This is a genomic window from Alteromonas sp. OM2203 (assembly GCF_048517045.1).
GTDB lineage: Bacteria > Pseudomonadota > Gammaproteobacteria > Enterobacterales > Alteromonadaceae > Alteromonas > Alteromonas gracilis.
Map to the genome: position 1 here is coordinate 956,640 of NZ_CP183209.1, position 26,232 is coordinate 982,871.

The 26,232-nt window shown below is 41.5% G+C and carries 26 protein-coding genes and 1 tRNA gene; 21 read left to right on the forward strand and 6 right to left on the reverse strand.

The window, feature by feature from the left end; all coding sequences use genetic code 11:
• Nucleotide 1: 1 nt before the first annotated feature.
• Together hutH and ACM0P2_RS04310 are read left to right on the forward strand one after the other, a co-directional pair.
• Nucleotides 2-1,585 (forward strand): histidine ammonia-lyase, encoded by a 1,584-nt coding sequence (gene hutH, locus ACM0P2_RS04305; protein ID WP_419227358.1) that lies wholly within the window; start codon nucleotides 2-4, stop codon nucleotides 1,583-1,585.
• Between the two features lie 68 nt (nucleotides 1,586-1,653).
• Entirely contained in the window at nucleotides 1,654-2,181 is a 528-nt protein-coding gene (locus tag ACM0P2_RS04310) for a CreA family protein (RefSeq protein WP_159118483.1), read from the forward strand.
• 204 nt (nucleotides 2,182-2,385) lie between these two features.
• Here the strand turns inward: ACM0P2_RS04310 and ACM0P2_RS04315 are convergent, their stop codons facing one another.
• The gene (locus tag ACM0P2_RS04315; protein ID WP_419227359.1) at nucleotides 2,386-3,153 is read right to left on the reverse strand and encodes a MipA/OmpV family protein; all 768 of its coding nucleotides are present in this window, start codon (nucleotides 3,151-3,153) and stop codon (nucleotides 2,386-2,388) included.
• A 562-nt stretch (nucleotides 3,154-3,715) separates the two neighbouring features.
• Between ACM0P2_RS04315 and ACM0P2_RS04320 the strand changes: the two genes are divergently transcribed.
• On the forward strand, nucleotides 3,716-4,504 hold the full coding sequence (locus tag ACM0P2_RS04320) for a hypothetical protein (protein ID WP_159118485.1): 789 nt from the start codon (nucleotides 3,716-3,718) through the stop codon (nucleotides 4,502-4,504).
• A 63-nt stretch (nucleotides 4,505-4,567) separates the two neighbouring features.
• Here ACM0P2_RS04320 and ACM0P2_RS04325 read toward each other — a convergent pair whose 3' ends face one another.
• Nucleotides 4,568-6,160 carry an ABC-F family ATPase gene (locus ACM0P2_RS04325; RefSeq protein WP_105930604.1) on the reverse strand — a complete coding sequence of 531 codons (1,593 nt, stop codon included), beginning with the start codon at nucleotides 6,158-6,160 and terminating at the stop codon, nucleotides 4,568-4,570.
• Between the two features lie 527 nt (nucleotides 6,161-6,687).
• Here ACM0P2_RS04325 and ACM0P2_RS04330 point away from each other — a divergent pair.
• The 4 genes from ACM0P2_RS04330 (at nucleotide 6,688) to ACM0P2_RS04345 (ending at nucleotide 9,683) form a co-directional block, all read left to right on the forward strand.
• Nucleotides 6,688-7,068, forward strand: coding sequence for a PA2779 family protein (locus ACM0P2_RS04330; RefSeq protein WP_105930603.1), 381 nt, complete (start codon nucleotides 6,688-6,690; stop codon nucleotides 7,066-7,068).
• 4 nt (nucleotides 7,069-7,072) lie between these two features.
• Entirely contained in the window at nucleotides 7,073-8,002 is a 930-nt protein-coding gene (locus ACM0P2_RS04335; RefSeq protein WP_419227360.1) for a PA2778 family cysteine peptidase, read from the forward strand.
• A 96-nt stretch (nucleotides 8,003-8,098) separates the two neighbouring features.
• The gene (locus ACM0P2_RS04340; protein WP_159118488.1) at nucleotides 8,099-8,503 is read left to right on the forward strand and encodes a hypothetical protein; all 405 of its coding nucleotides are present in this window, start codon (nucleotides 8,099-8,101) and stop codon (nucleotides 8,501-8,503) included.
• Nucleotides 8,504-8,576: 73 nt separating this feature from the next.
• A complete protein-coding gene (locus ACM0P2_RS04345) occupies nucleotides 8,577-9,683 on the forward strand; it encodes a mechanosensitive ion channel family protein (RefSeq protein ID WP_173359633.1) in 1,107 nt (368 codons plus the stop codon).
• Nucleotides 9,684-9,832: 149 nt separating this feature from the next.
• On the opposite strand, the gene ACM0P2_RS04350 is transcribed toward ACM0P2_RS04345, so the two are convergent.
• Together ACM0P2_RS04350 and ACM0P2_RS04355 are read right to left on the reverse strand one after the other, a co-directional pair.
• The gene (locus ACM0P2_RS04350; RefSeq protein ID WP_159118490.1) at nucleotides 9,833-10,408 is read right to left on the reverse strand and encodes an outer membrane beta-barrel protein; all 576 of its coding nucleotides are present in this window, start codon (nucleotides 10,406-10,408) and stop codon (nucleotides 9,833-9,835) included.
• A 174-nt stretch (nucleotides 10,409-10,582) separates the two neighbouring features.
• Entirely contained in the window at nucleotides 10,583-11,758 is a 1,176-nt protein-coding gene (locus ACM0P2_RS04355) for an MFS transporter (protein WP_236547101.1), read from the reverse strand.
• Nucleotides 11,759-12,184: 426 nt separating this feature from the next.
• On the opposite strand from ACM0P2_RS04355, the gene ACM0P2_RS04360 reads away from it, so the two are divergent.
• The 12 genes from ACM0P2_RS04360 to ACM0P2_RS04415 all read left to right on the forward strand — a co-directional run bounded on the left by ACM0P2_RS04360 (nucleotide 12,185) and on the right by ACM0P2_RS04415 (nucleotide 22,807).
• Nucleotides 12,185-12,442 (forward strand): ribbon-helix-helix domain-containing protein, encoded by a 258-nt coding sequence (locus tag ACM0P2_RS04360; protein WP_159118492.1) that lies wholly within the window; start codon nucleotides 12,185-12,187, stop codon nucleotides 12,440-12,442.
• Complete coding sequence (locus ACM0P2_RS04365) at nucleotides 12,429-12,719, forward strand: type II toxin-antitoxin system RelE/ParE family toxin (protein ID WP_159118493.1); 291 nt, start codon at nucleotides 12,429-12,431, stop codon at nucleotides 12,717-12,719. Before ACM0P2_RS04360 ends, ACM0P2_RS04365 begins: the two co-directional genes overlap by 14 nt.
• A 5-nt stretch (nucleotides 12,720-12,724) precedes the next feature.
• Entirely contained in the window at nucleotides 12,725-15,082 is a 2,358-nt protein-coding gene (locus ACM0P2_RS04370; RefSeq protein WP_419227361.1) for a TOTE conflict system archaeo-eukaryotic primase domain-containing protein, read from the forward strand.
• Nucleotides 15,083-15,632: 550 nt separating this feature from the next.
• Nucleotides 15,633-15,815: a hypothetical protein gene (locus ACM0P2_RS04375; protein ID WP_236547102.1), complete on the forward strand. Its 183-nt coding sequence runs from the start codon at nucleotides 15,633-15,635 to the stop codon at nucleotides 15,813-15,815.
• A 51-nt stretch (nucleotides 15,816-15,866) separates the two neighbouring features.
• Nucleotides 15,867-16,070: a JAB domain-containing protein gene (locus tag ACM0P2_RS04380; protein ID WP_236547103.1), complete on the forward strand. Its 204-nt coding sequence runs from the start codon at nucleotides 15,867-15,869 to the stop codon at nucleotides 16,068-16,070.
• A gap of 558 nt (nucleotides 16,071-16,628) precedes the next feature.
• Entirely contained in the window at nucleotides 16,629-17,933 is a 1,305-nt protein-coding gene (locus ACM0P2_RS04385; protein ID WP_419227362.1) for a tyrosine-type recombinase/integrase, read from the forward strand.
• A gap of 225 nt (nucleotides 17,934-18,158) precedes the next feature.
• The gene (locus tag ACM0P2_RS04390; RefSeq protein WP_100973171.1) at nucleotides 18,159-18,374 is read left to right on the forward strand and encodes a helix-turn-helix domain-containing protein; all 216 of its coding nucleotides are present in this window, start codon (nucleotides 18,159-18,161) and stop codon (nucleotides 18,372-18,374) included.
• Between the two features lie 156 nt (nucleotides 18,375-18,530).
• Nucleotides 18,531-20,639, forward strand: a complete 2,109-nt coding sequence (locus ACM0P2_RS04395; protein ID WP_419227363.1) for an AAA family ATPase — start codon at nucleotides 18,531-18,533, stop codon at nucleotides 20,637-20,639.
• Between the two features lie 378 nt (nucleotides 20,640-21,017).
• Entirely contained in the window at nucleotides 21,018-21,734 is a 717-nt protein-coding gene (locus ACM0P2_RS04400; RefSeq protein ID WP_419227364.1) for a hypothetical protein, read from the forward strand.
• 63 nt (nucleotides 21,735-21,797) lie between these two features.
• Complete coding sequence (locus ACM0P2_RS04405) at nucleotides 21,798-22,196, forward strand: DUF5681 domain-containing protein (RefSeq protein WP_419227365.1); 399 nt, start codon at nucleotides 21,798-21,800, stop codon at nucleotides 22,194-22,196.
• Nucleotides 22,189-22,623, forward strand: a complete 435-nt coding sequence (locus ACM0P2_RS04410) for a hypothetical protein (RefSeq protein WP_419227366.1) — start codon at nucleotides 22,189-22,191, stop codon at nucleotides 22,621-22,623. The genes ACM0P2_RS04405 and ACM0P2_RS04410 overlap by 8 nt, the downstream gene beginning before the upstream one ends.
• Nucleotides 22,613-22,807, forward strand: a complete 195-nt coding sequence (locus ACM0P2_RS04415) for a hypothetical protein (protein WP_419227367.1) — start codon at nucleotides 22,613-22,615, stop codon at nucleotides 22,805-22,807. Before ACM0P2_RS04410 ends, ACM0P2_RS04415 begins: the two co-directional genes overlap by 11 nt.
• Before the next feature lie 38 nt (nucleotides 22,808-22,845).
• On the opposite strand, the gene ACM0P2_RS04420 is transcribed toward ACM0P2_RS04415, so the two are convergent.
• On the reverse strand, nucleotides 22,846-24,042 hold the full coding sequence (locus ACM0P2_RS04420) for an AIPR family protein (protein WP_419227368.1): 1,197 nt from the start codon (nucleotides 24,040-24,042) through the stop codon (nucleotides 22,846-22,848).
• Between the two features lie 191 nt (nucleotides 24,043-24,233).
• Nucleotides 24,234-24,310: transfer RNA gene (locus ACM0P2_RS04425), tRNA-Ile, on the reverse strand.
• Nucleotides 24,311-24,785: 475 nt separating this feature from the next.
• Here ACM0P2_RS04425 and ACM0P2_RS04430 point away from each other — a divergent pair.
• Together ACM0P2_RS04430 and ACM0P2_RS04435 are read left to right on the forward strand one after the other, a co-directional pair.
• Nucleotides 24,786-25,595 (forward strand): MbnP family protein, encoded by an 810-nt coding sequence (locus ACM0P2_RS04430; protein WP_159118495.1) that lies wholly within the window; start codon nucleotides 24,786-24,788, stop codon nucleotides 25,593-25,595.
• Nucleotides 25,596-25,793: 198 nt separating this feature from the next.
• Nucleotides 25,794-26,123, forward strand: coding sequence for a hypothetical protein (locus ACM0P2_RS04435; protein ID WP_159118496.1), 330 nt, complete (start codon nucleotides 25,794-25,796; stop codon nucleotides 26,121-26,123).
• Nucleotides 26,124-26,232: the final 109 nt, after the last annotated feature.

Here is a 26,232-nt window from a genome sequence, read left to right on the forward strand (position 1 = left end):
CATGTCACATTCGTCTTTCTTCACTGATAACGCTGGCGTTAAGCAGTTAAACCTTGTACCAGGCACACTGACCCTTGAACAATTAAGAGAAGTGCATAGGCATCATATCCACTTGTCGCTGGATGAGAGTGCTATACCGGCTATAAACGCCGCCGAGCAAGTTGTGCTCAATGTAATTAAAGAGAACCGAACTGTTTATGGCATTAATACGGGCTTTGGTTTGTTGGCTAATACGCGTATTCATGTTGATGAGTTGGAGTTATTACAGCGCAGTATCGTGTTATCGCATGCGGCCGGTACGGGCGATTTTATGCAAGAAGATACTGTCCGCTTGCTCATGTTATTAAAAATAAACTCTTTGGCCAGGGGGTATTCAGGCATTCGGTTAAGTGTAATAGAAGCGCTGATTACTTTGTTTAATGCACAGGTTTATCCCGCCATTCCTGAAAAAGGTTCGGTCGGGGCCAGTGGAGACCTCGCACCGCTAGCCCATATGAGCGTGGTGCTGCTAGGAGAGGGGGAAGCCTTTTTCAAAGGATCGCGAATTAGTGCGGCTAAAGCACTCGAAATAGCCAGTATGCAGCCTATTGCCCTTGCGCCTAAAGAAGGATTGGCGTTATTAAACGGTACGCAAGCGTCGACAGCGTTTGCGCTTCAAGGGTTGTTTTACACTGAAAATGCCCTTCATAGTGCTATTGGCATTGGTGCGCTAACAGTGGAGGCGGCCCTTGGCTCTCGCGTCCCGTTCGATGCACGTATCCATGAAGTTCGCGGTCATAAGAGTCAGTGCGATGTGGCTGCCGCCTTTAGATTTCTTCTTGATACATCTGAAATTGGAAATTCTCACCAGCGATGTGAAAAGGTACAAGACCCTTACTCTTTGCGTTGTCAGCCACAGGTTATGGGCGCCTGTTTACAGCAAATGCGCTATGCCAAAGATATTTTAGAGGTTGAAGCCAATGGTGTTAGCGACAACCCTCTGGTCTTCGTTGAAAGTGGCAGCAATACTGTCACGCCAGCGGGAGATATTTTATCTGGCGGAAATTTTCATGCAGAAACTGTGGCGATGGCGGCAGATATGTTAGCAATTGCACTTTCTGAAATTGGCGCGCTATCAGAGCGCAGAATGTCGCTTATGATAGATACCCATTTAAGCGGCCTACCGCCGTTTCTCGTTGAAAATGGCGGAGTAAATTCAGGGTTCATGATTGCTCAAGTAACCTGTGCGGCACTCGCTAGCGAGAATAAAACCTTGGCGCACCCTGCATCAATCGATTCTTTGCCAACGTCGGCGAATCAAGAAGACCATGTATCCATGGCAACGTTTGCGGCGCGAAGGTTAAGAGATATCTTTGATAATGTAGCAGGTATATTGGCCATTGAATGGCTAGCGGCCTGTCAGGGAGTAGATTTCAGAAAGCCGCTTGCAACAAGCGAAAAGCTGCAGATGCTGATGCAGCTATTAAGAGAGCAAGTACCGTTTTACGACAAAGATCGCTATTTCGCGCCGGACATTGAAAAAGCAAAGCAACTGATTAAGCAATGCGACCTTATGGATAAGACACAGTTAAACCTGTTAGGTTAGAATGATCCAGGCTTGATATTTCGAGTAAATACAATGCAGATCATAAATAAGGTAACGGTGGGAAAAGTATGAAAACAAATGGACGTTGGTTCAATTCGCAAGAGGCTCGTACTTCTATGAATGGCAATTTTGTGAAAAGCTCCCTATTAGGTTTACTCGCTGCTTCAGTATTTACTTTGGCGGGCTGTAGCGACAGTGAAGTGGGCGATGTATCGCTAGGGCTTTTTACTACAAAAGATATTAAAATTGACGCGCTTCAAGACCCTGTAGTGACTGGCGTAACCTGTCATATTTCAAGTATTGAAGCGAACCTGGATTTGTCAGACCCATCAGACAGTTCTATCGCGTGCAGACAAACTGGCCCCATTACCGCTGAAATGCTAGAGGCTATTGATAAATCTGATTCAGGAGAAGTGATCTTCAAAAAATCAAAAAGCGTGTTTTTCAAAAACATGAAGCTTAGAAGAATTTACGATGCCGATTCAAAAACACTGATTTATCTGTCTTACAGCACCAAAGAAACATCGGGCAGCTACAAACATAGCTTGTCTACCGTACCGCTATGGGAAACGCTCGCGTTTAAAAAGCCCGCCTGATTTGACAAATTTCGCTGACAATGCGGTGTTGCCAGCGATATCTGCTACTTGCTGTTTTAGGTACTACCAACATGTCCTCACTAGAAGGCATGTTGGTATACAAACTTCGAATGTCGCTTACATTGGATAGCCTATTGCCAATCAAAAGACACTATTGATAGCTGATGACAAGTAAGCGATAAGCGAAAAGAACTCGAATGCAAACTAGAAGAAGCGGGTGTATACCAGCATTGCATTAAGTGATGTGTCATCATCGGTTAATGGGCTGTCGCTAATACTGTCGTCAAAGAATGTCGCACCTAGCTCTAAGCGCGTTATGCCTTTGAAGAACTGCCGTGTAGACACTGCAATACGAATTTCAGTATTCAAGGCCCCATCACCATTATAAGCGCTGCGAAATGCAGTGGCTTCTTCTGGGCGAACGCCGTAGTAGTAATCTACATAGTTACTATCTTGGTAGTTTACGCCTATGGATGGCTCTATCATATACTGGTCTATTCTAAACCGTTTACCAATGCGGGCTGACGCTTGATACCCGTCAAACTTGCCTAATATATCCGCGCTGGTGGAAAGTGAATAAACCCAGCCACCGGTGTTGTAATTAAGCCCTATCCCAGCGGCGTAGCTAAAGTCTCTGTCTTCCATGCCGGTGAAGACGGCGCTATCGTCTTCTTCATAGCCTGCAAAAACAGGCACCAGTTGGGCGTCTAGCGTAAAACCGTCTTGCTGAAAAAGTTGATAGCCCACAAAGGGGCCGTATACGCGAAGTTTTTCGCCCGTGTAGCCAATGATAGGTATTGGAACAATACGGTTGTCGAAATCGGTATACACGTCTTGAGACGCCGCCACGCCAAAGCCCCACATCCATCCTTGAGGCTGCTGTGCGTTTCGCGGTTGTTGAGCAAAGGCTGCCGCGGATAGCAATAATGATGAAGACAGGCTTGCTATGCCTAAATACGAAGTGAATTTCATGGTTACATTTCCTTTTTTAAAACAATACAGTTCAGGCTCAAGCTTCGATCAACATGCCGCACGTATTTAAGTACATGTTTCATTGTTGTGTGCGTTTTCCCTCCGTTTTAGCAATACGCACAAATAAAAATTGCTTACTGTGTGATAAGAGCATTCTATTCCCCAATACGCATTAGAAAGACTTGGATATCGATACACACGGGCATGTTATCGGCGTTCCAATCCGATAAGTATGGCGAGCATTTGTTACAGTGAAATTTACCCATTCGTTTTAAATAAAACCCTGGTTTAGGTGTCATTTCATTTATACGGTGAATATCCTCACTTGCTAACCTTGGGTTAATTCATTAACGCCAGAGTTTACTCAGAAGGCTTTTCTTCTCAGTCGGTCCGAATATCCACAGGTAAATTCCATACCAATGCACGTTGTTTTTATTGAAAAGATGTGCGATTTTAAGTTACTTATAACCTTACTTTTTTAAGTTATAAAATTTGCGCTGAGACAGTTAATCTTAGATTAAAACCATTGTTTAAAAATTAAGAATAATACGAAGGATCGACAATGAAATTGCCAATTAAATTATTTGCGCTGCTAATAATATCTATCATAGTTACTGGGTGTGCCTCTACATATGTCCCTCCAACAACAGGTTATAAAGCGCCTGAAAAAAGTAAGGTCGGCGTTTTGGTTGTAGCTAAGGAGTACCCCAGTCACACACATGTTGGTACCACTATTTTTAACAACTTTAGTAAAGAATATGAGTACGACTGGCAGCTCAAAGAAACTATCTTTAAAACTTTCGAGAATAAAATAGAGAATGGGACCTCATTCGAAGTTGTTGATTTATCGAACTTCCTTTCTGAAGGTAGCACGCCGAGCTTTGTCACTGTGGAAAATAAAGAATGGGTATTTAACGAAACAAGTGCGGCGATTAGAGAAAAGCTAACTGCAGAGGGAATAACAGCGGTTGTAATTATAAAAGAATCACCAACACTAGCTGCAATGGAATGCGGCATGTACGGTTGTTCGGAGCACTATAGTCAAGGTTATGGACTCTTTACACGAAGCTTTCTGGGTTTAGATAACTACATGGCATCTGCTAGTTTTCAAATATCTATCGAGACAATTGATAAACCGGTGGATATCACGCGTTTAGAGCGTGTGAAAGAAACACAGAGCTACTTGGCAAAGAACAAACAACTAGAAGATTTTCGTGACCCTGAAGATTTTGAAAATATTACAGAGAACGAGCTTTTACCTGTGAAGGCAGCGCTTGTAGAGTATTTTGATAATTTAGCGGTAATGACGCGTCAGTTCTTAATTGGAGCGGACGTGTCTACAGGCAAATGAAAAGTTGATTAACTTCCTTTGTAAACATTGAAAGGGGCAATATAGCCCCTTTTTTAAATTAACTTACGCGTTCTCTTTATGCGCTAAGAACTCTTCATAATTACCGTCGAAGTGATTAAGCTGCTTATCCTTAATTTCGATAATTTGCGTCGCTAGCGATGAAACAAACTCGCGGTCGTGGCTTACAAAAATAACCGTGCCGTCAAATTTATAGAGTGCATTGTTCAGCGCTTCAATCGATTCCATATCCATGTGGTTAGTAGGTTCATCCATCACCAATACGTTAATGTCTTCAAGCATTAATTTACCGAACAACAACCGGTTCTTCTCACCACCAGAGCATACCTGTACGCGCTTGTTAAAATCGTCAGACGTAAATAATAAACGGCCTAGCATGCCTTTGATCTGAAGGTCATCATGTTTAGGGCTGCGCCATTGGCTCATCCACTCAAACATTGTGATATCTTCTGCAAAGTACTTGGCGTTATCCTGCGGAATATAACCAATTGCAGCATTTTCTGCCCATTTGAAACTACCTGAGGTGGGCTCAATGTCGTTTACTAAACATTTTAGCAGCGTGGTTTTTCCTGCGCCGTTTTCACCGATAATAGCCAAACGCTGACCGGCTTCCAGAAGCAAATTTGCATCATCAAAAAGCGGAAGGTCTGGATAGCTATGGCCTAACTTTTCAAGGGTGATGGCGAGGCGGTGAAGCTTTTTGTGCTGCTTAAAGACAATGTATGGCTTGCGGCGGCTAGAGGCTTTCACTTCAGCAAGTTCAATTTTCTCCAAGCGACGAGCACGAGAGGTCGCTTGCTTTGCTTTTGAAGCGTTGGCAGAGAAGCGCGCTACGAAGCTCTGTAGTTCTTCAATTTCAGCTGACTTCTTCGCATTTTCAGCGTGAAGCTGCTCTTGAACTAGCATAGCCGCCTCGATGTAATCATCGTAGTTGCCCGGATATACACGCAGTTCACCATAGTCGATATCAGCCATGTGGGTGCACACAGAATTAAGAAAGTGCCTGTCGTGCGAGATGATAAGCATGGTCGATTTACGTTTGTTAAGTTCGTCTGCCAACCAACTGATGGTGTAGATATCCAAGTTGTTGGTCGGTTCGTCAAGAAGCAGAATGTCTGGTTCAGCGAACAGGGCTTGCGCTAAAAGTACACGCACTTTCTTGCCTGGCGCGACTTCTTTCATCAAACCAAAATGGTAGCTTTCGTCAATGCCAGCAGAATTTAAGATATCCCCAGCGCGGGCTTCAGCGGTATAACCGTCCATTTCGGCAAATTGCGTTTCAAGGTCGGCGACACGCATGCCGTCTTCTTCGCTCATATCCGCTTTGCTATAAATGGCGTCACGCTCTTGTTTTACTTCCCAAAGCTCGCGGTCGCCCATGATCACAGTATCGACAACGCTGAATTCTTCAAACGCAAACTGGTCCTGACTCAGAATGCCCAGCTTAGTGCCAGGTGACATAGAGACATTACCGGAGGAGGGCGTAAGCTTACCACTCAGAATTTTCATAAAGGTTGACTTGCCACAACCGTTCGCGCCAATAAGGCCGTAGCGGTTGCCATTGCCGAACTTTGCGGAAATATTTTCAAATAATGGCTTAGAGCCAAACTGCATTGTAATGTTTGCGGTGGTAATCAAAACAGGTATCCAGGGGTAAAACGATGAGAAGAGATACTAACGATTAATAGCGTCGCTAATATTTAAAAGCGCGCGCACTATAAGGAATTGAAGGCGACATGTCGAGGGAATTTTGAACAGTTTTTAGTTCCCTTGGCGATAGAAAGTTGCATACCCCATTTCCACTGCGCATTACGATACATAAGCACATAGGAAAATAATGCATAAACGTAAAAATTTTACCCACTACTTAAGTAAGCAGCTTTAGGTTTATTCTAACGGTAGATTTTTTAATGACGGCTGAGCTTGAGAGTACGCGATAGCCAAGCCGCGCACTACAAGGCTTTATTGAGGCGAGAAAATAAAAAAAGAACGTACTTAATGGCACGGTCTAAAATTTGCTACTAACTTAAATTGAGATGAAAACGCAGAACGCAATCGCGCCTGTGAAGTCAGTGCGAAGTTTTATGGAACCGTGCGTTAACTGCACCAATGACGCAGTTAACACAATGAAAAATAAAACTGGGCATTTTTAAAAAGGAAATCCTATGAAGTACTTGAAAAAAATCGCAATTGGTTGCTTTTCAGCAACGGTTTTAATGTCTGGCAGCGTGCACGCTGAGGCAATTAGTTCAGATGCCGTTATGCAAACTCAGGTTGCTCAGTATAATAAAACCCAGCTGATTAACATGGTTAATCGCTCTGATGTACAGAGCAAACTGGTTAGTTTGGGCGTTGATAGCAACGATGCCATTGCTAGAATTAATGCTATGACAGATAGCGAGATTGCACAGCTAAACGATGAAATAAATCAAGCGCCTGCGGGCGGTATTGTTGGGGCGGTACTTACTGTTCTTGCAGTGATTGCTATTTTAGATCTAGTTGGTGTAACCGACGTATATCCGTTTATTCGCCCAGTGAACAGCTAATTGAATGAATGGCATTATTAAGAAAGCCTGCTATCTTGCAGGCTTTTCACTTTTTCTTATTTTGACTGGTTGCCAGTCTACCCCGCAAGCTGATCAGTTACGACAAGAGGGGCTCTCCTCCTTACCTGAATCTCATACTATTCAAACAGTGCCATTTTTTCCACAGGAGCAGTATTACTGTGGGCCTACTACGTTATCTGGGGTATTTGGATATTACGGAAAAAATGTTTCTCCAGAAGAAATCGCACCTAAGTTGTTTATTCCAAACAAGGACGGAAGTTTGCAACTAGAAATGGTTAGCGCTACGCGTCAGTATGGTCTTTTGCCATACACTGAACGCGGAACACTTTCTTCTTTATTGCAGTTTGTTAAAGACGACATACCGATAGTCGTTTTCCAGAATTTATCTATACAGCTACTCCCCCAATGGCATTATGCCGTTGTTATCGGATTCGATAGTGAGAAAGGCTCAGTAACATTACATACTGGTGTAACGCCAAACCATGAAATGTCTCTAGAATTGTTTGAAAGAACGTGGGGGAGGGGGAATTATTGGTATTTGGCGCCTGTCCCCCCCGGAGTAACGTCGTCTGAGATGACGCCATTTACGTATGTAAGCGCTGCCTACGATATGCTAAAAGTTGGTGATGAAGAGCAGGCATTAGCTTTCTTAGAAACAGCGACAAACCAATGGCCAGATTATTGGTTGAGTTATTTTTTAGTTGCAAATCACTATCTTTCTGCTGATGAAGATGAAGCCGTACGTTGGTTTGAAAAAGGCTATGACGTGGGGAAAACGCAAAATGCTTATGTTCACAACTATATATTGGCTTTGAGGAAAAGCGGTGCAAATTCAAAGGCCGACACGATTTTAACTGAAGCATTAGTGCAGTTTCCCAATGACGAAAAACTTATAGCGTTAAAGCGATCATAACAACTGTTGAGGTCGAACCACGTACAGCTAATGTACGGTTCCATTAGACAAAATTTGGTCTACTATTAAACCACGTTAGTAGGTTTCGTTTCGACTATGCAAAAGCATTTAAGCACTTCTTTTATTAATTATGATAACGGCATTGTTGTGTCGGAACTGCACGGCATTTTTAATCAGAAAAGCGCTGAAGAGTATCAAAAAGCACTTTTTTCATTAGTTATGAGCCTAAATAATCAGCCTTTTGCGCTGCTCGCTGACATCAGTCGTGTAGAAGGTGCTACGCCAGAAGCTTTCGATATAGTAAAACGCATTATTAATCGTCTGCCTGAATTCGGTTTGGTCGCCAAGGCTTATGTGTATAAAGGGCCAGTGATCAAAGGGATGATGTTTCAGCGAATTCCAGAGCTTGAGCAATTGGAATATTCCTTTTTTACCGACCGCAATACGGCCTCCGATTGGCTTACCAAAGAATACCAACGACAGACTAGTTCTCACTCCTAAAGAACATTTGGTGTAGGTCTTGCGTAAACATTAGTTCATGAAAAGCACAACACCTCGATAGGAGCCCTCACCAGTGAACAACATTAGTATTTTCGATAACGAGCAAACAGTTGCGATACTGGGGCTAGTTGGTGTTGTTATTGTGCTTTTCGCCATCAAGCGACTCATATTGGTGCGTTTGAAGGCAAAGGCGCGTTCAGAAACAAGCAGTATGTCAGATATCTATCGGGTGCTCGTACTGTCTTTAAACGCGCCTTTAAACTTACTGATACTGATCATTTTTGCACAGTTAGTTAAAAGCATCATTGCGGTCTTTGGGGTTGAAAGCGAAGCGCCTATAAAAGCGCTTGATACGGCCATTGATGCTGGATTGATAATCACGCTAGTTCTCTTTTTCGAGAGATTTGTTACTTATTCACTGAAACGCTATCGTGACCAGTCAACCATTGTAAAAAACACCAGCGCTATTGCTGGTGGTGCAGTAAGGGCAGTGTTTGCCGTACTCGCCATTTTAATTATCTTAAGCACTATGGGTGTGTCAGTAACGCCCGTGGTGGCGTCGCTGGGTATCACTTCTTTAGCGGTAGCCTTAGCCCTTCAACCCACGTTAGAAAACTTCTTCTCAGGCATTCAACTTGTTATGGATAAGCCTATTCGCATCGGCGATTTCATAGAATTAGATTCAGGGGAGCAAGGGTTTGTTGAAAAAATAGGATGGCGCTCAACGTGGGTCAGAATGCTGCCTAATAATATTGTTATTATGCCTAACAGTAAGTTATCTAACTCTAAGTTAATTAACTATTACTATCCTGAGCGGGAATTGTCGGTGCCGGTCGAGGTCGGCGTGCACTACAGTTCAGATTTAGAGCACGTGGAAAAGGTATGTCTAGACGTTGCCAATACTATTTTAAAAGAGCATGAGTACGGGGTAGATACCTTTCAACCGTTTGTGTTGTTTCATACCTTTGATAACTCAAGCATAAATTTAACTGTTATGTTGAGAACCCGTGAATACTTTAATCGATTCTTTATCAAAAGCGCGTTTATCAAATTGCTGAAAAAGCGTTTTGACGAAGAGGGCATCGTTATCCCATTCCCAATTACTGCCGTTAATATTGAGCAGGAAGGCGCCGCTAATTTCTTGTCGACAAGGAATGGACAAACAAAGCCTCAAGGTTAAAAAAATGGTTACCTCAGGATACCGCTTTGTTGAATGCTTTAGTGTAGCTTGTTGGGCCATACTCCAAACAAAGCGAAGGAAGAATCATCAAAAAAGCCACGTTAGAAGACGTGGCTTTGGCATTTACTCGCTATATCATTGATAGCGTATTAAAACGTATAGCGCGCTGATACACCTAGAAGGTCTACATCGTCGGCAATAACGTAAGTTGCACCAAACGAGAATTGTGGTGTGAAAAAGTAGTCAGCACCGATTTCAAAGGCAGTGTCGTCTTCTTCAATGTCGATATAACGAATAGCACCGCGCAATTCGAATTGCTCAGTAAGCATTGAACGAATACCTGCGGAAACGCCGTAACCGTTGTCGTCTTCACCAGAAATGCCGTCTAGTTCTACATCTAAATTGACATACTCATAAGTAACTTCGCCAAAAAAGTCTGTATTAGCGGTTAATCCATAGCGGTAACCAATACCAGCTGAAGCATAATCTAAATCGATATCAACCCCAGCAACATCTTCACCAAGCTGACCGTAACGACCAGTAAGATATACGCTTTCATTCAGAGATTTAAAGCCTTGAATTTGAAAGCCCGTTGGCTCGAAGTCGCCTGCGTCTTCGATGTCTGCTTGTACATATCCAGCTTTGACGAAGTCATAAGAAGGCGAAGCTGCGAAAGCATTTAAAGAGAGCGCGCCAAGAATACTGGCGATAATAGTGCGTTTCATTGTTTCTAATATCCTTTTAACAATCATAACTTCCAACCACTTTTGGAAGCTTCAACATTATGGGGATGAGTTTTGAAAACCAAATAGGTTAGTACAAGAAGTTTTTGTTTATTGACTATAGCCAGCGCGGTTTTTAAGTCGTGATTGAAATTACATTGTCGAAAGAATGATCAGTTAATGCTTTTTCAATGATAAACAGATAAGAATACTGGCAAGGCTCAGTGCGGATGTGGTGTAGGCAAAAGAGGCTGTAGGCTCCATATTTAAAAGGGTTACCGCGTAAGCGCCAATCGCAGCTCCTGTAAGGTGAAAAAAGCCGGTTAATGCTGCTAAAAAGCCAGCAGAGGTGCCAGAAAAACCAAGAATAATAGTGACACTGCACGGCATTGCTATGCCAATAAAAAAGAAAACAATGTAGCTGAACCCCAATACTATTGCTAAAGCATTTACGTGAAGAGGCACAGTGAGAACCCAGAATACAAGTGACAGCACGAATATAAATAGGCTGGATAGTCGAAACTTCTGCAATACAGGAGTGGCTACCAAACGAATATTCATTACGCTGCCTAATACGAAGCATAGGGTTGCAAATAGCGAGTAGATTGAAAACATTGTTTTACTTAAACCGAACTGCTCCATCACCATAGATGGCGCGGCCGTGATAAAGCTAAACACAATGCCATAAAGAAGCCCGCTCGCCATACCTACCGCGGCAATTTTTATAATTGATGCCTTGATAAGAACCAGTGTCTCGCTTAGCACATTCTTTGAGTTAGAAGGAATGTATTGCGAAACGGTAGACATTACCGATAAAAGCAGTACAAGCGCTACAGCACCCATCATTAGAACAAAGTAAAAGATGGCAGTAGTACCGAAAGACTCACCAATCAACGTGCCCACGAGTGGAGCGATGGCAGGGGCAACAGCGAATGCAATATTCGTTAACGAGAGTGAGGTATTTAGCTGTTGTTCAGAAAATATCTGCCTTGATAAACCGCGGGACACAGACACACCCACACCGCCGCCAAGGCCTTGTATGATGCGCCCAATAAGAAAGGTTTTTTCAGTGTCGGCGAAAACGAGCATAATCGTTCCTGCCCCGAACACCAAAATGCCGCACAGCAGAAGTTTTTGCTTGTTGACATAATCGCAGGCGATACCAAAGACAAGCTGTGACATAGAGAAGGCGACAAGAAAAATAGCAACGCTCTTTTCTATAACGCCAACGTGACTGTTGTACATTACCGCTAAGTCGTAAAAAAAAGGGCTATAAATGCTCGTGGAAACTTGGCCCAATATAGAAAGTATGATGAAGGTGCCAGTTAGCAGATAGAAAGTATTGGAAGGCATTGACGACTTCATTAAATGACTAACCAGTATTTAAGTAACGAGTAATGCAAATGCTACAGTTGTGATATGACAGTTTTAATAAAGGCTATGGAAGCTAAGACGTTACCGATGAAACGATATCAGACTCTTTATCATTAACGTTGGTCAAAACTAATGAACTTAAACAATGCTTCGTGAAGAAAATGGTGGCCCACCCTGACTTGAACAGGGGACCTGCCGATTATGAGGCCCCATTGGCAAGCTTATAATCCCTTTATAAGTGCGCTTTTTAACGTGGTCATGACCAGCAACTTACCGATATTGTTACCACCTATGAATTGTATGGTGTAACTCAAATTGATTCTTACCAGTTCTGAACTAAACTTTATTATGGTAGTATAAAGTAGGATTGAATCCTTACAAAGTTTCTTTCATTGGAGGTAAATTATGGCAATGGTAAAGAAAAGTATCACAGTAACTGATCAACAAGAACAATGGATGCAAGCACAGCTAGCTACTGGCAATTATGCCAGTGACAGTGAGTTATTACGAGACTTAATCAGAAAAGAGCAAATGCGTACTAGCCAAGTTGAAGTTATTAGACAAGAACTGCTCAAAGCAGAGCAAAGCGGTTTCAGCTCTCGTTCTCCTGAAGATATTGTTAATGCGGTGATTGCTAGAAAACAAACTAATGGCGAAGTATAGATTAAGTAGTGCTGCCGATCAGGATTTCGAGCAGCTATTTGAATATGGCATTGATAACTTTGGGTTAGCTCAGGCTAAATCATACGTTGATGGGTTGATTATTCAGTTTCAAAGCATTGCGGAAAACCCGTTGCATTATCAGGCTGTAGATCACATTCGTAAGGGATATAGACGAAGCGTGTATGGAAAACATGCTATTTACTATGTCGTTTCTAATGACAGCGTTGATGTCATGCGAATACTAAGAGCAGAAAACCTTAACACTGCTTTTGAGTAATTAATGTGTCCAGCTCGTTATCAGATAGGCTCTTAGAAATTGATAATCGACTTCAGCAGCTCGCTGAAGAAAAAGAGTCATTGTTAAATGAACGTAATAGTATTCTTGCACAACAAGAAGTCGAGCTAGCCAAACACTTTAACCAACACGTTTCACCTAAAGCTAAAGTCGATTTATTCATTTCTTATTTTAAAGGTCGAAATGACGTTTACCCGTTTCGTTGGGAATCGCAAAATGGGCGAAGTGGTTATTCGCCAGCGTGTTGGAATGAATGGAAACCTAAAGTTTGTAATAAACCACGGATTAGTTGCACGGAATGCTCAAATCAACAATTCAAGCATTATGATGGTCAAGCGATATTTGATCACCTAAAAGGGAATCAAACGATTGGGATTTACCCACTTCTAGAGAACAACACAACCCACATTCTTGCTGCTGATTTTGATAAAGACGATTGGATTCACTCCGTTAAAGCTTTTTCTGAAGCCTGTGATTTTTATAAAGTACCTCACATTATCGAACGCTCTAGAAGCGGCAATGGTGGACATGTATGGATCTTCTTTTCGCAAGCTATTGAAGCAGTCAAAGCTAGAAAGTTGGGTAATGGGCTATTAACGAAAGCGATGGAAATGTACCCTGCGCTCTCATTTACTTGCTTTGATCGTTTGTTTCCGAATCAAGATATTATGCCAGAAGGTGGCTTTGGTAACTTGATAGCATTACCTCTTCAACTAGAGCCAAGAAAACAAGACAATAGTGTATTCATAGATTCGTCAGGGATAGCTTATAAAGACCAGTGGTCTAAGCTGGCTTCCATTCAAAAAGTTGATAATACAGCACTTGAAGGGTTGCTGTCCGAAATAACGTTAATCGATGAAAAAGCTAATAATGACTTGGCAGATAAGCCTTGGAAGAAACTATCTACTATTGATAACGATGTGATTGCCAATTGCCCGGAAGAAGTAACCTTAGTTATTGCTGATCAAATTTATATTCCTATCGAGAAGTTTCCCGGCAAATTAACATCAATACTAAAACAGTTAGCAGTATTTTCTAATCCAGAGTTTTATAAACGGCAAGGCCTTCGGTTATCTACTATTGGGATTCCAAGATATATCTGTGCAGCTCATATAGAAGGCCACTTCTTAATTCTGCCGAGAGGTTGTTTATCGTCTGTAAAAGCTAAATTAACCGAGCAAAAAATTGAAGTAAATCTAGATGATAAGCGTTTTTCAGGTGACAAGCTTATTAAGGTTAAATTTACAGGAAAGCTGAAAAGTCAGCAGAATAAAGCAGTAAATGCGTTATTAGATTCATCTGTTGGGATACTCGAAGCTTCTACAGGCTTTGGTAAGACAGTTACTGCTTTAGCACTGATTGCTAAACGCAAGGTGAACACTTTAATATTAGTTCACAGCCGGCAACTGGCTGAACAGTGGTTAGGGCGTATTAATGTTTTTCTAAAAGATACTGAAGTTGGCTCATTACTTGGTGGTAAGGAAAAGCTGTCGTATCAGGTTGATGTGGCTACATATCAAAGTTTAGTCAGTCGAAACGGTATGGATATAAAGCCATACATTGAAAAATATGGGCAAATTATTGTCGATGAATGCCACCATTTATCAGCATCAAACTATGAAAGCTTGATCAAATCCAGTCATGCTAAATTCCTTCATGGGTTTACAGCAACACCAAAACGGCAAGATGGCTTAGAAAAGCTAATGATGTTTCAACTTGGATATATTGTTTATAAAGGCGTTAAATCAGGTTCAATGTTTAATCGGCAAGTGATAGCACATGAAACAGATACAACGTTTCCTAAGGAGTGGCTAGAGCCTGATACTAAGCCTCATATTTCACAAATTTATAAGCACCTAGTAAACAGTGATTGCAGAAACCAAAAGATCGTCGACGATATTCTCCGTTGTATTGATGATAAACGTGCTGTAATGGTGTTAACCGAAAGAAAAGAGCACATCGAGCTTTTGTCAGCTTTACTAACGCAGAAAGAGCTAATGGTTGTAGAGTTGCATGGTGGAATATCAGCTAAACAGCGGCAAGAGCGCATCGCTATGCTTGAAGAAAACAAAGATCTAAGTAACGATAAACAGGTAATTCTTGCAACAGGTAAGTATGTTGGCGAAGGGTTTGATTTACCATACTTGGATACGTTATTCATCACCTTACCTATAGCGTGGAAGGGTATATTAGCTCAATATGCTGGCCGAATTGGACGAGAGTGGAGCAACAAAAATTCGGTTCAGGTTTATGATTACCTTGATGACTTCCCAACACTCAAGCGAATGTTTTCAAAACGAGAAAAGGGATACAAAGCATTGGGTTATGAAATTACATACCGTTAACCGTACTTGAGTATTTAACCAGCAACTCAATTTTTAATTAATTGCTCAAGCTTTGGCTATAAACTAAAAAATACTCAAGTATATGCAGTATTTTCATTGAAATTACGCAAACGTGTTCGAAACAGCTAACAGAATCCCTAATACCTATCTGATGACCTAAACTAACCCTTTGGATTTACAGGGCTTTCCAAGCAAGGCATACTTATACTATATAACTTTATCTATTTTTCACAGGATTAATAACTTCTTCTCTGGTAGTTCTAGTCAACTGAATTACTTTACATTTGGTCATTGACTTTATCCTATTCATTAAGTCTGGATGCATAAGCACTTCAACGCCTTCAAGTTCAATGACATCGGTATCATAAGAGTCTTCGTATATTTTTTACCAATTGCGTAAAACTAAAACGTCATTGCCCGAGTTATCCTGAGCTATAAAAGGATTACTGGGAGCAATTTCAAGGCCTAATGCTGCTAACAATGAACTATGCGGCACTAGAACGTTCAACTCCCCTAACCAGGTTGTGTAATCGTCAAGGCCAAAGCTAAGGTGGCTATATTACGTGAAATAAGCTGTGTCTATACCTTTAGGGAAGTAGATGATGACATTTTGAATGTAACACTTGATAGTCCAGAGAAGGTTTATCAAGTGTTTAAGCATTTGAAGCATGAAACCAAAGAGCGTTTTATCGTGGTGAACTTGAACAGCCAGCATCAAATCATCAATTATTAAGTTATAGCGATTGGCACGGTAAATCAGATATCACTTCGTCCGGCTGAAGTATTGAGAACAGCCATTTTAATTAACGCACCAGCTATTATTCTAATTCATAACCATCCATCAGGTGATCCAAAACCAAGTCAGCAAGATTTTCATTTTACCGAACAAATTAAACAAGCCGCAAAGATGTTCAGTATCTATGTGCTTGACCATGTTGTTATTGGATATGAGCGTTTGATAGAGCTGTCAGAGATTAAGCCCTGTTAAAATCAGGGTTTCAACCAAATTCATAGTTACCAAAAAATTACACTAATTTCGTTACTAGGGGCGATACTCAATCAAACGTGGCTACTTTTTAAAATGAAATTTAGGGAAAATAGAGGTGGTCCTAGTTGACCTTGGTCGGGATTGGCGACTTATATGGTAAAACAGAAAATAGTGAGCAGTTATTCACCATCTAGCCCACGTATTTAGTGGAAATGGTGGCCCCACCCTGACTTGAACAGGGGACCTGCCGATTATGAGTAAGTTGCGTTGTGGTTATTTGAACTTATATGTAATTCATTGTCTTTATAAATTCCAATAAATTCAGCGTCTTATTTTTATATGTAGTAATGCGTTCTAATATGTCTTTATAATAAAAATGCTTACACGGGGCGTACATGAGTCTCTGGTGTAAGTAAACAGAAGCGGCCGGCGACTGCTGCAACAGTCCCGACCGCATGATCGACGATAGACATAGGAGAACCGCCGATATGGCAATTCTAACTCATCTTTTAGTTATTTCAGAGCAGCTAACCCCTAACCACAAATTAGGGGTTACGTATGAGTAAGAAATACAACATCACTGATACTAGAGCAGCTAGTTTCCCTATCCCCGAAAAAGGGCAGGCAATCTATTGGGACGAAAAGCAAAGTGGTCTTGGCTTACGTGTAACAGCTAATGGCGCAAGAAGTTGGATCGTTCAAGGTTACGTTAATGGAAAGTCGAAGCGCTTCACATTAGGGTTGCTAGATGAGCTTGATTATAAAGAAGCAAGGGAAGAAGCTAGCTCTACAAGAGCTTCTATGCGCAAAGGAGTAAATCCTTTAGAAGAGAAAAAGAAGCGGCAGAATGTGAGTGAAGCTGAAACCGTCACCTTGGCTGAAATCAAAGACGACTATGTGAAACACAAAAGAACAAAGGAGATGCCTCTACGCCAAGCTTCTATTAACGGCATTGAGAGCTGTGTTAAGAATGAGTTTTCAGACTGGGCAAGCAAACCAGTGGCAAATATTACCCGAGATGCGGTAATTGAACGTTTTAGGAATATCTCTAAAAAAGCCCCAACACAAGCGAACCTAGCATTTAGAAACTTACGTGCCTTGTTAAATTGGGCTAAAGAGAAGTATACCGCTCCTGATGGAAGTTACACGATATTGAACCCAAACCCCGTGTCACAAGCAATCAAATCTAATGGTCTTGCACAATGGAACAAAGAGACAAAAAGAGATACAAGGATTCCAGAAGATAAAATAGGGGAGGTGTGGTTAGCGTTAAACGCTCATGCAGACCCAGAGAGAAATATCGCTACGACTTGCACCAGTGCTGACCTCATAATGTTTATGCTCCTAACTGGTACACGTATCAGCGAAGCAAATCAGCTCACTTGGGACAGAGTGAAATTGCATGACGACGTTCCAACTTTTCATTTGGATGTCACGAAGAACCACAATTCGATCACTCTCCCAATTAGCAAGGAACTCAGGAAAGTATTGTTAAGACGAGAATCTCAAAAATTGTCTAACAACCCCTATGTTTTTCCTGCTAAGCGGGGCAAAGCTGGTTACCTCAAGGATCCCCGTGCTTTATTCGTTAGGGTTTCAGAGATTACGGGGTGTCATATTCATCCTCATGCAATGCGTCGAACCTTCGAGGAGCTTGCGGTAAGGTCAGGTGTGGATTCAGATAGGCGTCGAATATTGCTTAACCACATATCCGGTGATGTTCATGCTCTGCATTACGGTAATAACAAAGATCCGAAAGTGTTGATTCAAGAGGTGAATAAAGTTGGTGACTTTGTACTTCGTTTAGCGCAAATAGCTGAGTCGGCTGCCAAAGCTGATAATGTCGTGCAAATGGTGAAATAATTCTCTTTGCAAACGAATATAAAATTGTATAAGTTAATACGCAGTTACCTAATGTAGGTAACACACCATTCCAACTCTTTGAAAGCGAGCGTGATGCTTTGTCACTTCGGTGATTCGCTTCAAAGAGGTAAAGATCTGCATGGGCAGTGTCGCGGAGTTCATAATCGAATTCGCTGCATTGCCTTTTTTGTTTAGGGCTTGCGGCAAGTGAATATAGGCAACCCCATGACAACTCAAACTATAACCACAGTTAATACTCAACAAGCAGCCGAGCTCCTTGGGCTTTCTCCTAATACTCTGAACCAATGGCGACACATTAAGCGTGGCCCAGCATTTCATAAATTCGGCAAATCAGTTCGATATAGCTTGCAAGAATTAGAGGCTTATATGGAACAAACACGCCGAGAAAGAACATCCCGTTTTGGTGACCAATCCTATTAGAACGACTTACTAGTTGTAATGGGCGTTCACCGAGAAAACTAGAAGTTTTTCATACGCATTTGAATGCTCTTGCATCAACAAGTAATTCACCTGTAACTCATTCAAAAAAAAGCGCTGTGCCCATCGTGGGTTAGACAAAGCGCTTTGGAGTGATTCATGTTAAACAATAATGATGAAATTAATTACAAACAAGATAATACGTGGGATCCCACAAAGGCTGTACATGCAGAGATCGGCAGCCAGCAGTACAACAGGGATGACGAAAGTGAGAGCGCTGCCCCAGCCAGCGTAAAGCCCGAGAAACTGGAAAATATACCAAAGGAAATGCGCGAAAGAGCGCAATGGTGTGTAGCTGGTGAAGATAAATCACCATATATAGGTAATGAGCGGAAACTCTACCGAGCCAAGGTTAACGAAGGTCCATGGCTGTCGTTCGATAAGGCTTGCGAGTTAGCAATAAAACATAGCGCTAACATAGGCTACATACTAAGCAAAAATGATCCTTACACTTGCGTAGACCTAGACATAAAAGACGCTAACAGCAAAGACAAGCACGGAAACCCATTACCACAAACCATGTGGACGACACCGAGTCAGCTAGACTGGTATCGCGGTATCGTGCTGGCATCAAATTCTTACGCTGAGCTTAGTACCAGCGGCAAAGGAATTCACGTATGGGTGGAAGCTGACTTAGGGGAAGGTCGACGCGGTAAAGGTGTTGAGGTTTATTCCCAGGAACGTTTCATTATTTGTACGGGTAACAGCATTAGTGACATTAGTTTCCAAAACCTGTTCGGTGTTACCGTACCACATCCGAAACATGCAGACCCCAAACCCATAGCACAGCGACAAGCACTTATCGAAAGCATAGTTGCTGAGTTCGGGAAAGAAGACGTTAAAATAGAACTAGTTGAGGTTGAGCAAAAGCAACCTGACGATGTTATTTGGGAACGTGCACGTACTGCTAGCAATGCTGACAAGTTTATAGACTTATGTAAGGGTGACTGGAAGAAATGGAACTTCCCTTCGCAGTCGGAAGCTGACCTTGCACTAATGTCAATGTTTACCTTTTACACTGAGTCAAACGAACAGTGTAGGCGTATGTTCCGCCAGACGGGATTAGGTAAGCGTGAGAAAGCTGTTAAGAATGACGTGTACCTTAACCGAACGCTTAAAATTATACGCGGTAGGCAGGAAAACGAAAAGAAAGGCAGGACAGACATTTCCGTAAGCCTTTTTAAGAAACAAGAATCTGCAAAATTGGCTGTTAAGTCCTTAGGTGTGTTTCTTTCTGAACAAACGGTAATTGAGTTCATAATAGATGATGTTTTGAAGCGTGGTTGGCTGTATTCACTAACAGGCTATACAGGCTCTGGAAAGACTGGAATTGCAGTGAAGATAGCTTTATATGTAGCCACAGGAAGAGTGCTGGCTGGTTACGAAACTCAAGGTGAACCTGTCTTATACATCGCTAGCGAAAATCCCGATGATGTCAGGAATAGGTTTCGTGCATCTTTATCAATTGATGACTGGCCTGTAAGCGTTAATCAAAAGATTCACGTAATTGATCAATCGTTTTTATTAGACCAAAAGTTAGAAGACTTGGAGGAGATAGTAATCAACGAAAAGCCATGCTTAGTAATAGTAGACACGGATCAAGCTATCTCATTAAGTAGTAAAGACAGTGAAAACGATAATGGTGTACGAATCGAGCATGCAAAAAGGTTAAGAAAGTTATGTTCAATTGGTTCTCGCCCGACAGTTCTCGATTTATGTCACCCTAGTAATGCAACGAAAGATAAGCCGAAACCGCGAGGTGGAAGTTCATTTCTGAGTGAAGTAGACGGGAATATCTACTGTATCAGTAAGGGAAATATAACCACATTATGCAATGATGAGGATAAATTCAGAGGAAATCCGTTTCAAATTGAGTTTTTGAAAGGCGGGGTGACCCACTCGGACATAGTTGACTCGAAAGGAAGAACAATATCGACACCTGTGTTTTCACCTGTAGAGGCAAAACTTCAAGAAAGTCCTAAAAAACAGAAAGACGATAAATCACTGCTATTAGAAGTGATGAAGAAATATCCCCAATCTACCCAACCTTTTTGGGCTAAAGAGCTCAGTTGGATAAATGGTAAGGGGGAGCCAGACAAATCAAAAGTAAGCAAATTATTGACGAAGCTCAGTAATGAAAATCTGGTAGCCAAGTCGGGTACAAAATATAACTTAACCGCAAAAGGCAATAAATTTATACGTGGTTGAAGTTGCAAGAGTTGCATTGCAACTTTTACTACGCAACTTATTTTATAAAAGCGGCTAAACCTAGCTAATTTAAAGGGGTTGCTACGCAACTTTCACTAGCAACTTTTTGAGCTTGGGTTGCATAGTTGCTGCATACACAACCCTTTAGGGTTGTATGCAAAAGCAACTTTTAGGTTGGTGTTAGTTAGCCCTACTTATTGGTAGTAGTGTGCTTTAATTTTTAAATTTAGAAGTAGGTTATTGTTACCTAAATAAAAAGTTTGTAGATGTTTTTTGTTTTAGTGTAACGTGTAACTGTTATGTACTGTTAACAAGCGTAACCACACTGTTTTTCACGTGTTCCTTGCTTATTTTTTTCGAAACAGCGAGGAATATAAAATGGAAATCAATTCAAACATCACTCCTTCATTACACCCTCAGAATATTACTTCAATTGATGGGTATGACGACACGACAGCAGGCTATGTTGAAAGCGCTAAAGCTGCTCTAGAGTTAGCTTATAAATCTCTTGGCGCGGTTCATAGTGCGCGAGCAAAAGTTAATGCTAATTCTGCGTGGTCAAAAGAAAAGAAGATCCTAGAACTTGCTGAATTTGGTGAAAAGAATATGGACAGAATTTTGCCCGTATTTGATCGCACAAGAACTAATCTTGAATCTGGTATCAAAAGTGTCGAGCAGGCAATGAGCGAGTCACTAAGCAAAACTACCCCTGCACTTGCCCAAGAAATTAGATCGCACATTAAAACTTTGGACAGAACAGCAAGAGCTGAATTAGTGCAAAAGCTATTCGCAGAAAAGAATTACGATGTAGTGACTGCAATAATTGATGCACCAGCATTTTTGTCTGGGATTACCACAGAAGAACGTGAGAACTACAAACGCAAGCTACACGAGACTACTAACCCCGAGCTAGTTAAACGCGTAAAAGTTATGAAGTCGGCACTTTCTATTATTGAGAGTAGAGGCCCACTTGTGATGCTCCAAACCGAAAAAGCTATTGGCGCTAACTTTGACTTAATTGCCAAGTTACGCAACGAAGAAAGTGCAACACGACGCGCCCTTATTATTAAAAACCACGAAGAAAACCAAGCCTGATCTAGTGTTGATCTTATCAATAGGGGGAATTATGTCAGAGCCAGCAGTAAGTGGAAATAAAGCTTGGGTGAAAGGAATGAGTCGCCTAATCCTAAAGGTCGTCCAAAGGGAATAGTAGACCGAAGAGCTAAGATTACCGAAAGCATGTTAACCGATGCTTCGGATATAGTTGAAGCTGTTGTTGCAAAAGCAAAGCAGGGTGATGTGCAAGCTGCACAATTAATTATTTCGCGGGTATTACCCACATTAGCAGCACAGAGCGAAAAGGTTGAGTTCGAGCTCGATACCGCTGCTTCTCTTGCTGAACAAACGGAGCAAGTGTTAGCGGCAACCTCAAAGGGGGTATTGTCACCTGACAGTGCGCAGCGAATAATTCAGATAATTGGGGCGCTTGGTGAAATCCGACACCTTGAAGATATTGAGGATCGTTTAGCTGCTTTGGAGGGGAATACTAATGCCTAAGATAAATATAGAAGAACGCTTCATCATCCCAACGAATCATATGAAAGAGTTTGCACCTCTCTTATACAGATATGCGCCAGAGGACTGCTTTCGGCTGACTAAGTTCTATGATGATTGTGGTCAAATGTTCTGGCCGCATGACAAGCATCTGCGGACAGTGCGTTGCCTATTTCTTCAAACAGGGCAGGGTGAGTTTAAGTTGGTAGTGGCAGAGGACATAGAAAAGTTATTCGATTACAGTGATAAGAATATTCCAGCTACTTGTATTCGCTGTGATGTACCTGCAAATGAGCTTGCCAGTTTTATGGAACCAGAGCTTGGGATTGCCAGTTTTATTTCTGTTCGCCATCCACATCACAACCAGCGTGTTGAGATGCTATGTATGCTTGCTGATATTTACTTCCCGAGTAAAGATAATGCGGCATAGTGCTAAAACAAAAGTGCTGCAACGAATTGCAGCACTTGAGAATCAGCAGCATAAGGACTTAAACAAGCCTTATGCGCTTTTTCCTGTTAGGAAGTCACTTGAAGATTGGGAACTACTTGCTGTACCTAAGCAAGCTCACCTTAAAGCTAATGTTAAGACTGGTGAGCCTGTAGCTTATGCGTAGTAAGCCAATCTAATCTGATTGGCTTAATTCACAATCACTTACCGTTTCTGCATCAAACGTTTGTATATTGATGTGACTTGAATGAGCGAAGAATAAGATGCCTTCGAACGACCCATTACATATGGTTTGTGGTTTGCCACGTCTTTATATGCTGATGATGCTGCACTAACCAAGTCTTGTGGTTCAAAAATATCAGGGATGTTTAATTGCCATTTGCCATCAATTTTTTCAATAAACATTGAGATAGCAGCTAGTATCGGGAATATAACACCATCTGGCACTTCTACAATTTCTCTACCATCTCGAACGATAGAGCGCATCCTTGTTCCGACAAATTTGGGGTGCGCCTTCCACTCTTCATAAAGCTTCCAAGCAGACGGAGCAATATCAATGAAGTATTGGTATAGTTCATTTTGTTCGTCAGTTGCATTACCCGAATCAACTTTTTTCTTAAGTTCGGTAAACTCTTTTAGACACTTCGCTTTTTGGTTATACGCATAGTTTTTGTTTGCGGTGTCACCTCTACCAGTACCCTGCCATAGTTCTTCTGGGATAAGAGCTGTCATTACTTGTAGTAACTTCTCGGTATCCATATGATCTTCAGTTGAGTCTGTTTCTGAAGTGCGAAGTTTTTGTCCATCTAAACCGCTGCTAATGGATTTTTCTAATTCTGTGAAAATACCGAGCTTTCCAGATATAGATAGTAGCTTTACATCATTTTGAAAGTTTCTAGCAATTGATATCTCAGCTACGAGGTTTTCGTCTGTAGTAATTATCAATTCAAATGTTATATGAGCATCGGGAAAGTCGGATTGGTCTTTGAGACCTTCGAAGTAGTCTTTGATGATGCCTTGTGTCTGAGCACCATTAATAATACTTGCTTCGTTAAGAGTTAACTGCCGCTTCTTTTCGTTGATATCGTAGTTTTCCGCTACGATTGTGACACCACCGTTTAAAACTGAGAACTTGTCAGGGTTATTTTCTAATGTGTTCTCAATGGCTCTGTGAACGGCTGTTCTCACTTTTTTCTTCTTACCCTCTACATCCAATAGGTACGAGCGCACGTTAGCGTGAGTATTTAGTTTTAAAACTTCGAGTATAGGCATATGACCTGTAAGAACTTTACGGTCGTTTGCAGTGTCATCGGGAGAAGAGATGTTGCGTAGTGAATGGAACTCAAGAACTGTTTTGCTGTTTTCAGGCGCAGCTTGCCTATTGAGAGTAAGTGTACTCATGTCATTACCTTTAAATTTTCATGCCTTTCATCGGATTACATGAACTCCCTCTCGGAGCCACGAAGATGTAAAGTGCATTTTTAGATTTACACAGAAGTAGAGTCTGATCAAGGGAAATTTGAAAGAACATTACTTGAGAAAGAAATAAAGGGAAATGCGGGAATCTAAGTTATTGATTTTTATAGAAAAGATGGTGGCCCCACCCTGACTTGAACAGGGGACCTGCCGATTATGAGTCGGATGCTCTAACCAACTGAGCTATGGGGCCGTAACTTTTTATTTTGCTTACAACAGGCTTACATCAAAATTTCAGTTAACTTTAATTTTCTATAAGCTGTTGTCTTTAATATACTTTATATCTCTTAAAATGACCAGCGCAACTTATTATGAGTCGGATGCTCTAACCAACTGAGCTATAGGGCCATTTAGAGATGCGTTCTAATATTGTTTTGGATAGCAATAACAAACGAGCGCAAGTATAAGCAGTTTTAACTACCTTGTCACGCCTAGGTTAGGGGTTTGTGATTTGTTTGCTTTATTTTTGTTCACTCAGTGGTTTGAATTACTCAGCGAGTTCACTTTATTGGGGCTAATAATGGTATTCTGTAACGAACGAAGTGCACAATGCCGTAGTCGGTTCTTATAAGCAGCTCATAAAGCGATATTGCATAGTTCACCTTAATTAATAAATAACGCGGTTTCCTTTTCCAACTGCTCGCTAATCACAGGAAGTAAATAATAAGATGAAAAAGTCTTTTCGCGCGCCCGTCATATCTTCTCTATTCATAGCTGTGTTCTTCTCGCTAGCTGGGTGTGACGTAATAAATTTTAAAGGAAGAGAGCCCGGTGAAATTCCTTTTAAATTAGTAGGTGTGGATACTGGCGCTTGCCCCATGATCATGAGCATAGGCCAGCAGCGCTGGAATATAGACTACTTTGGCTTTTATCTTAGCAAGCCTGAGCTTCGCATTGATGGAAAATGGCAAAGAGTGAAGTTTAAACAAACTCAGTGGCAAACGCCGAATGCGGCTCTGCTAAAATTCCACAATAAGTGCGTTAATCCCGATGATGCTAACACCAAAATAGTATTGGATGTGTCTGAGCAACTTTTGAAGTTATCAACTAACCTCCGTTTTACCATGGGGTTACCTTTTGATATTAACCACGCTAATCCATCTACTCAGCCGTCGCCATTGAACGATTCGTCGATGTTTTTAAATCAGCGTAACGGCCACACGTTTCTTAAGTTTGATGTGTCCAAAAGCGGAGAAGAAGCGCACGAGTGGTCTTATCATCTAGGAAGTGCAGGGTGTGAGTCGGAATCTGAAAACACACCCCCAGAGAGTTCTTGTGCTTTTACAAACCGCGTAGAATTCATTTTGCCAATGACGCAACTTGATACCGACTTAGATTTAGAGGTATCAGTGTCTAATATCGTCGCCCAGGTTCAAATAAACGAGGCACCAAACTGTGTGTTCGCATCTTCAGAAATCACGCCATGTGACAAGCTGATTCAGAATTTGGTGCACCGACCCTGGATAAAGTGGCAGTAATAACCTGACATCGTCATGTTTATACGAAAATATACGAAGGGCGAAAAATAGCCGTTTATTGCTTTTGATGACTAGTTTATACTCCGAAAATATACCAATTAAATGCCTATGTGTTGATTATTAACTTCGTGGTAGACTTTGATACTTACAAGTTACGTTAATAATAAAAAAAGCAGGTAAAAAGTCGCGGAGACGAAAATGACTGAAAAACCTTTCATTACGAGTGGTCGAAATACTATCATTCATAAAATCAGAAAGCTTGACCTATTGGTGACGAACGGAGACGAGAACCCTCCGATACTAGTGACCTACAAAGGTATTAAGCAGTATGAAGGTAAAATTCCAGATAACAAACGCGAAGCCAAAGCGTTAGATATGGAATTGGTAGACGTTACCACCAGCGAAGTCTTTGGCGACGAGAAAACGTTAGTTTTTATTCAGACACTAAACGGCAAAGAATACAAAGTTGACTACTCAAAAGTCGGTACGAGTATGTTTATCAAAATTCACCAAGACAGTATTTTTTAGAAGAATTCAAGCATTAAGCGTTATAGCATAATGTATTAAAACGGGGGCCAATAGCCTCCGTTTTTTTTATAACAACTCATGTTGATTCGGTATTATCCTCAAGGTAGGT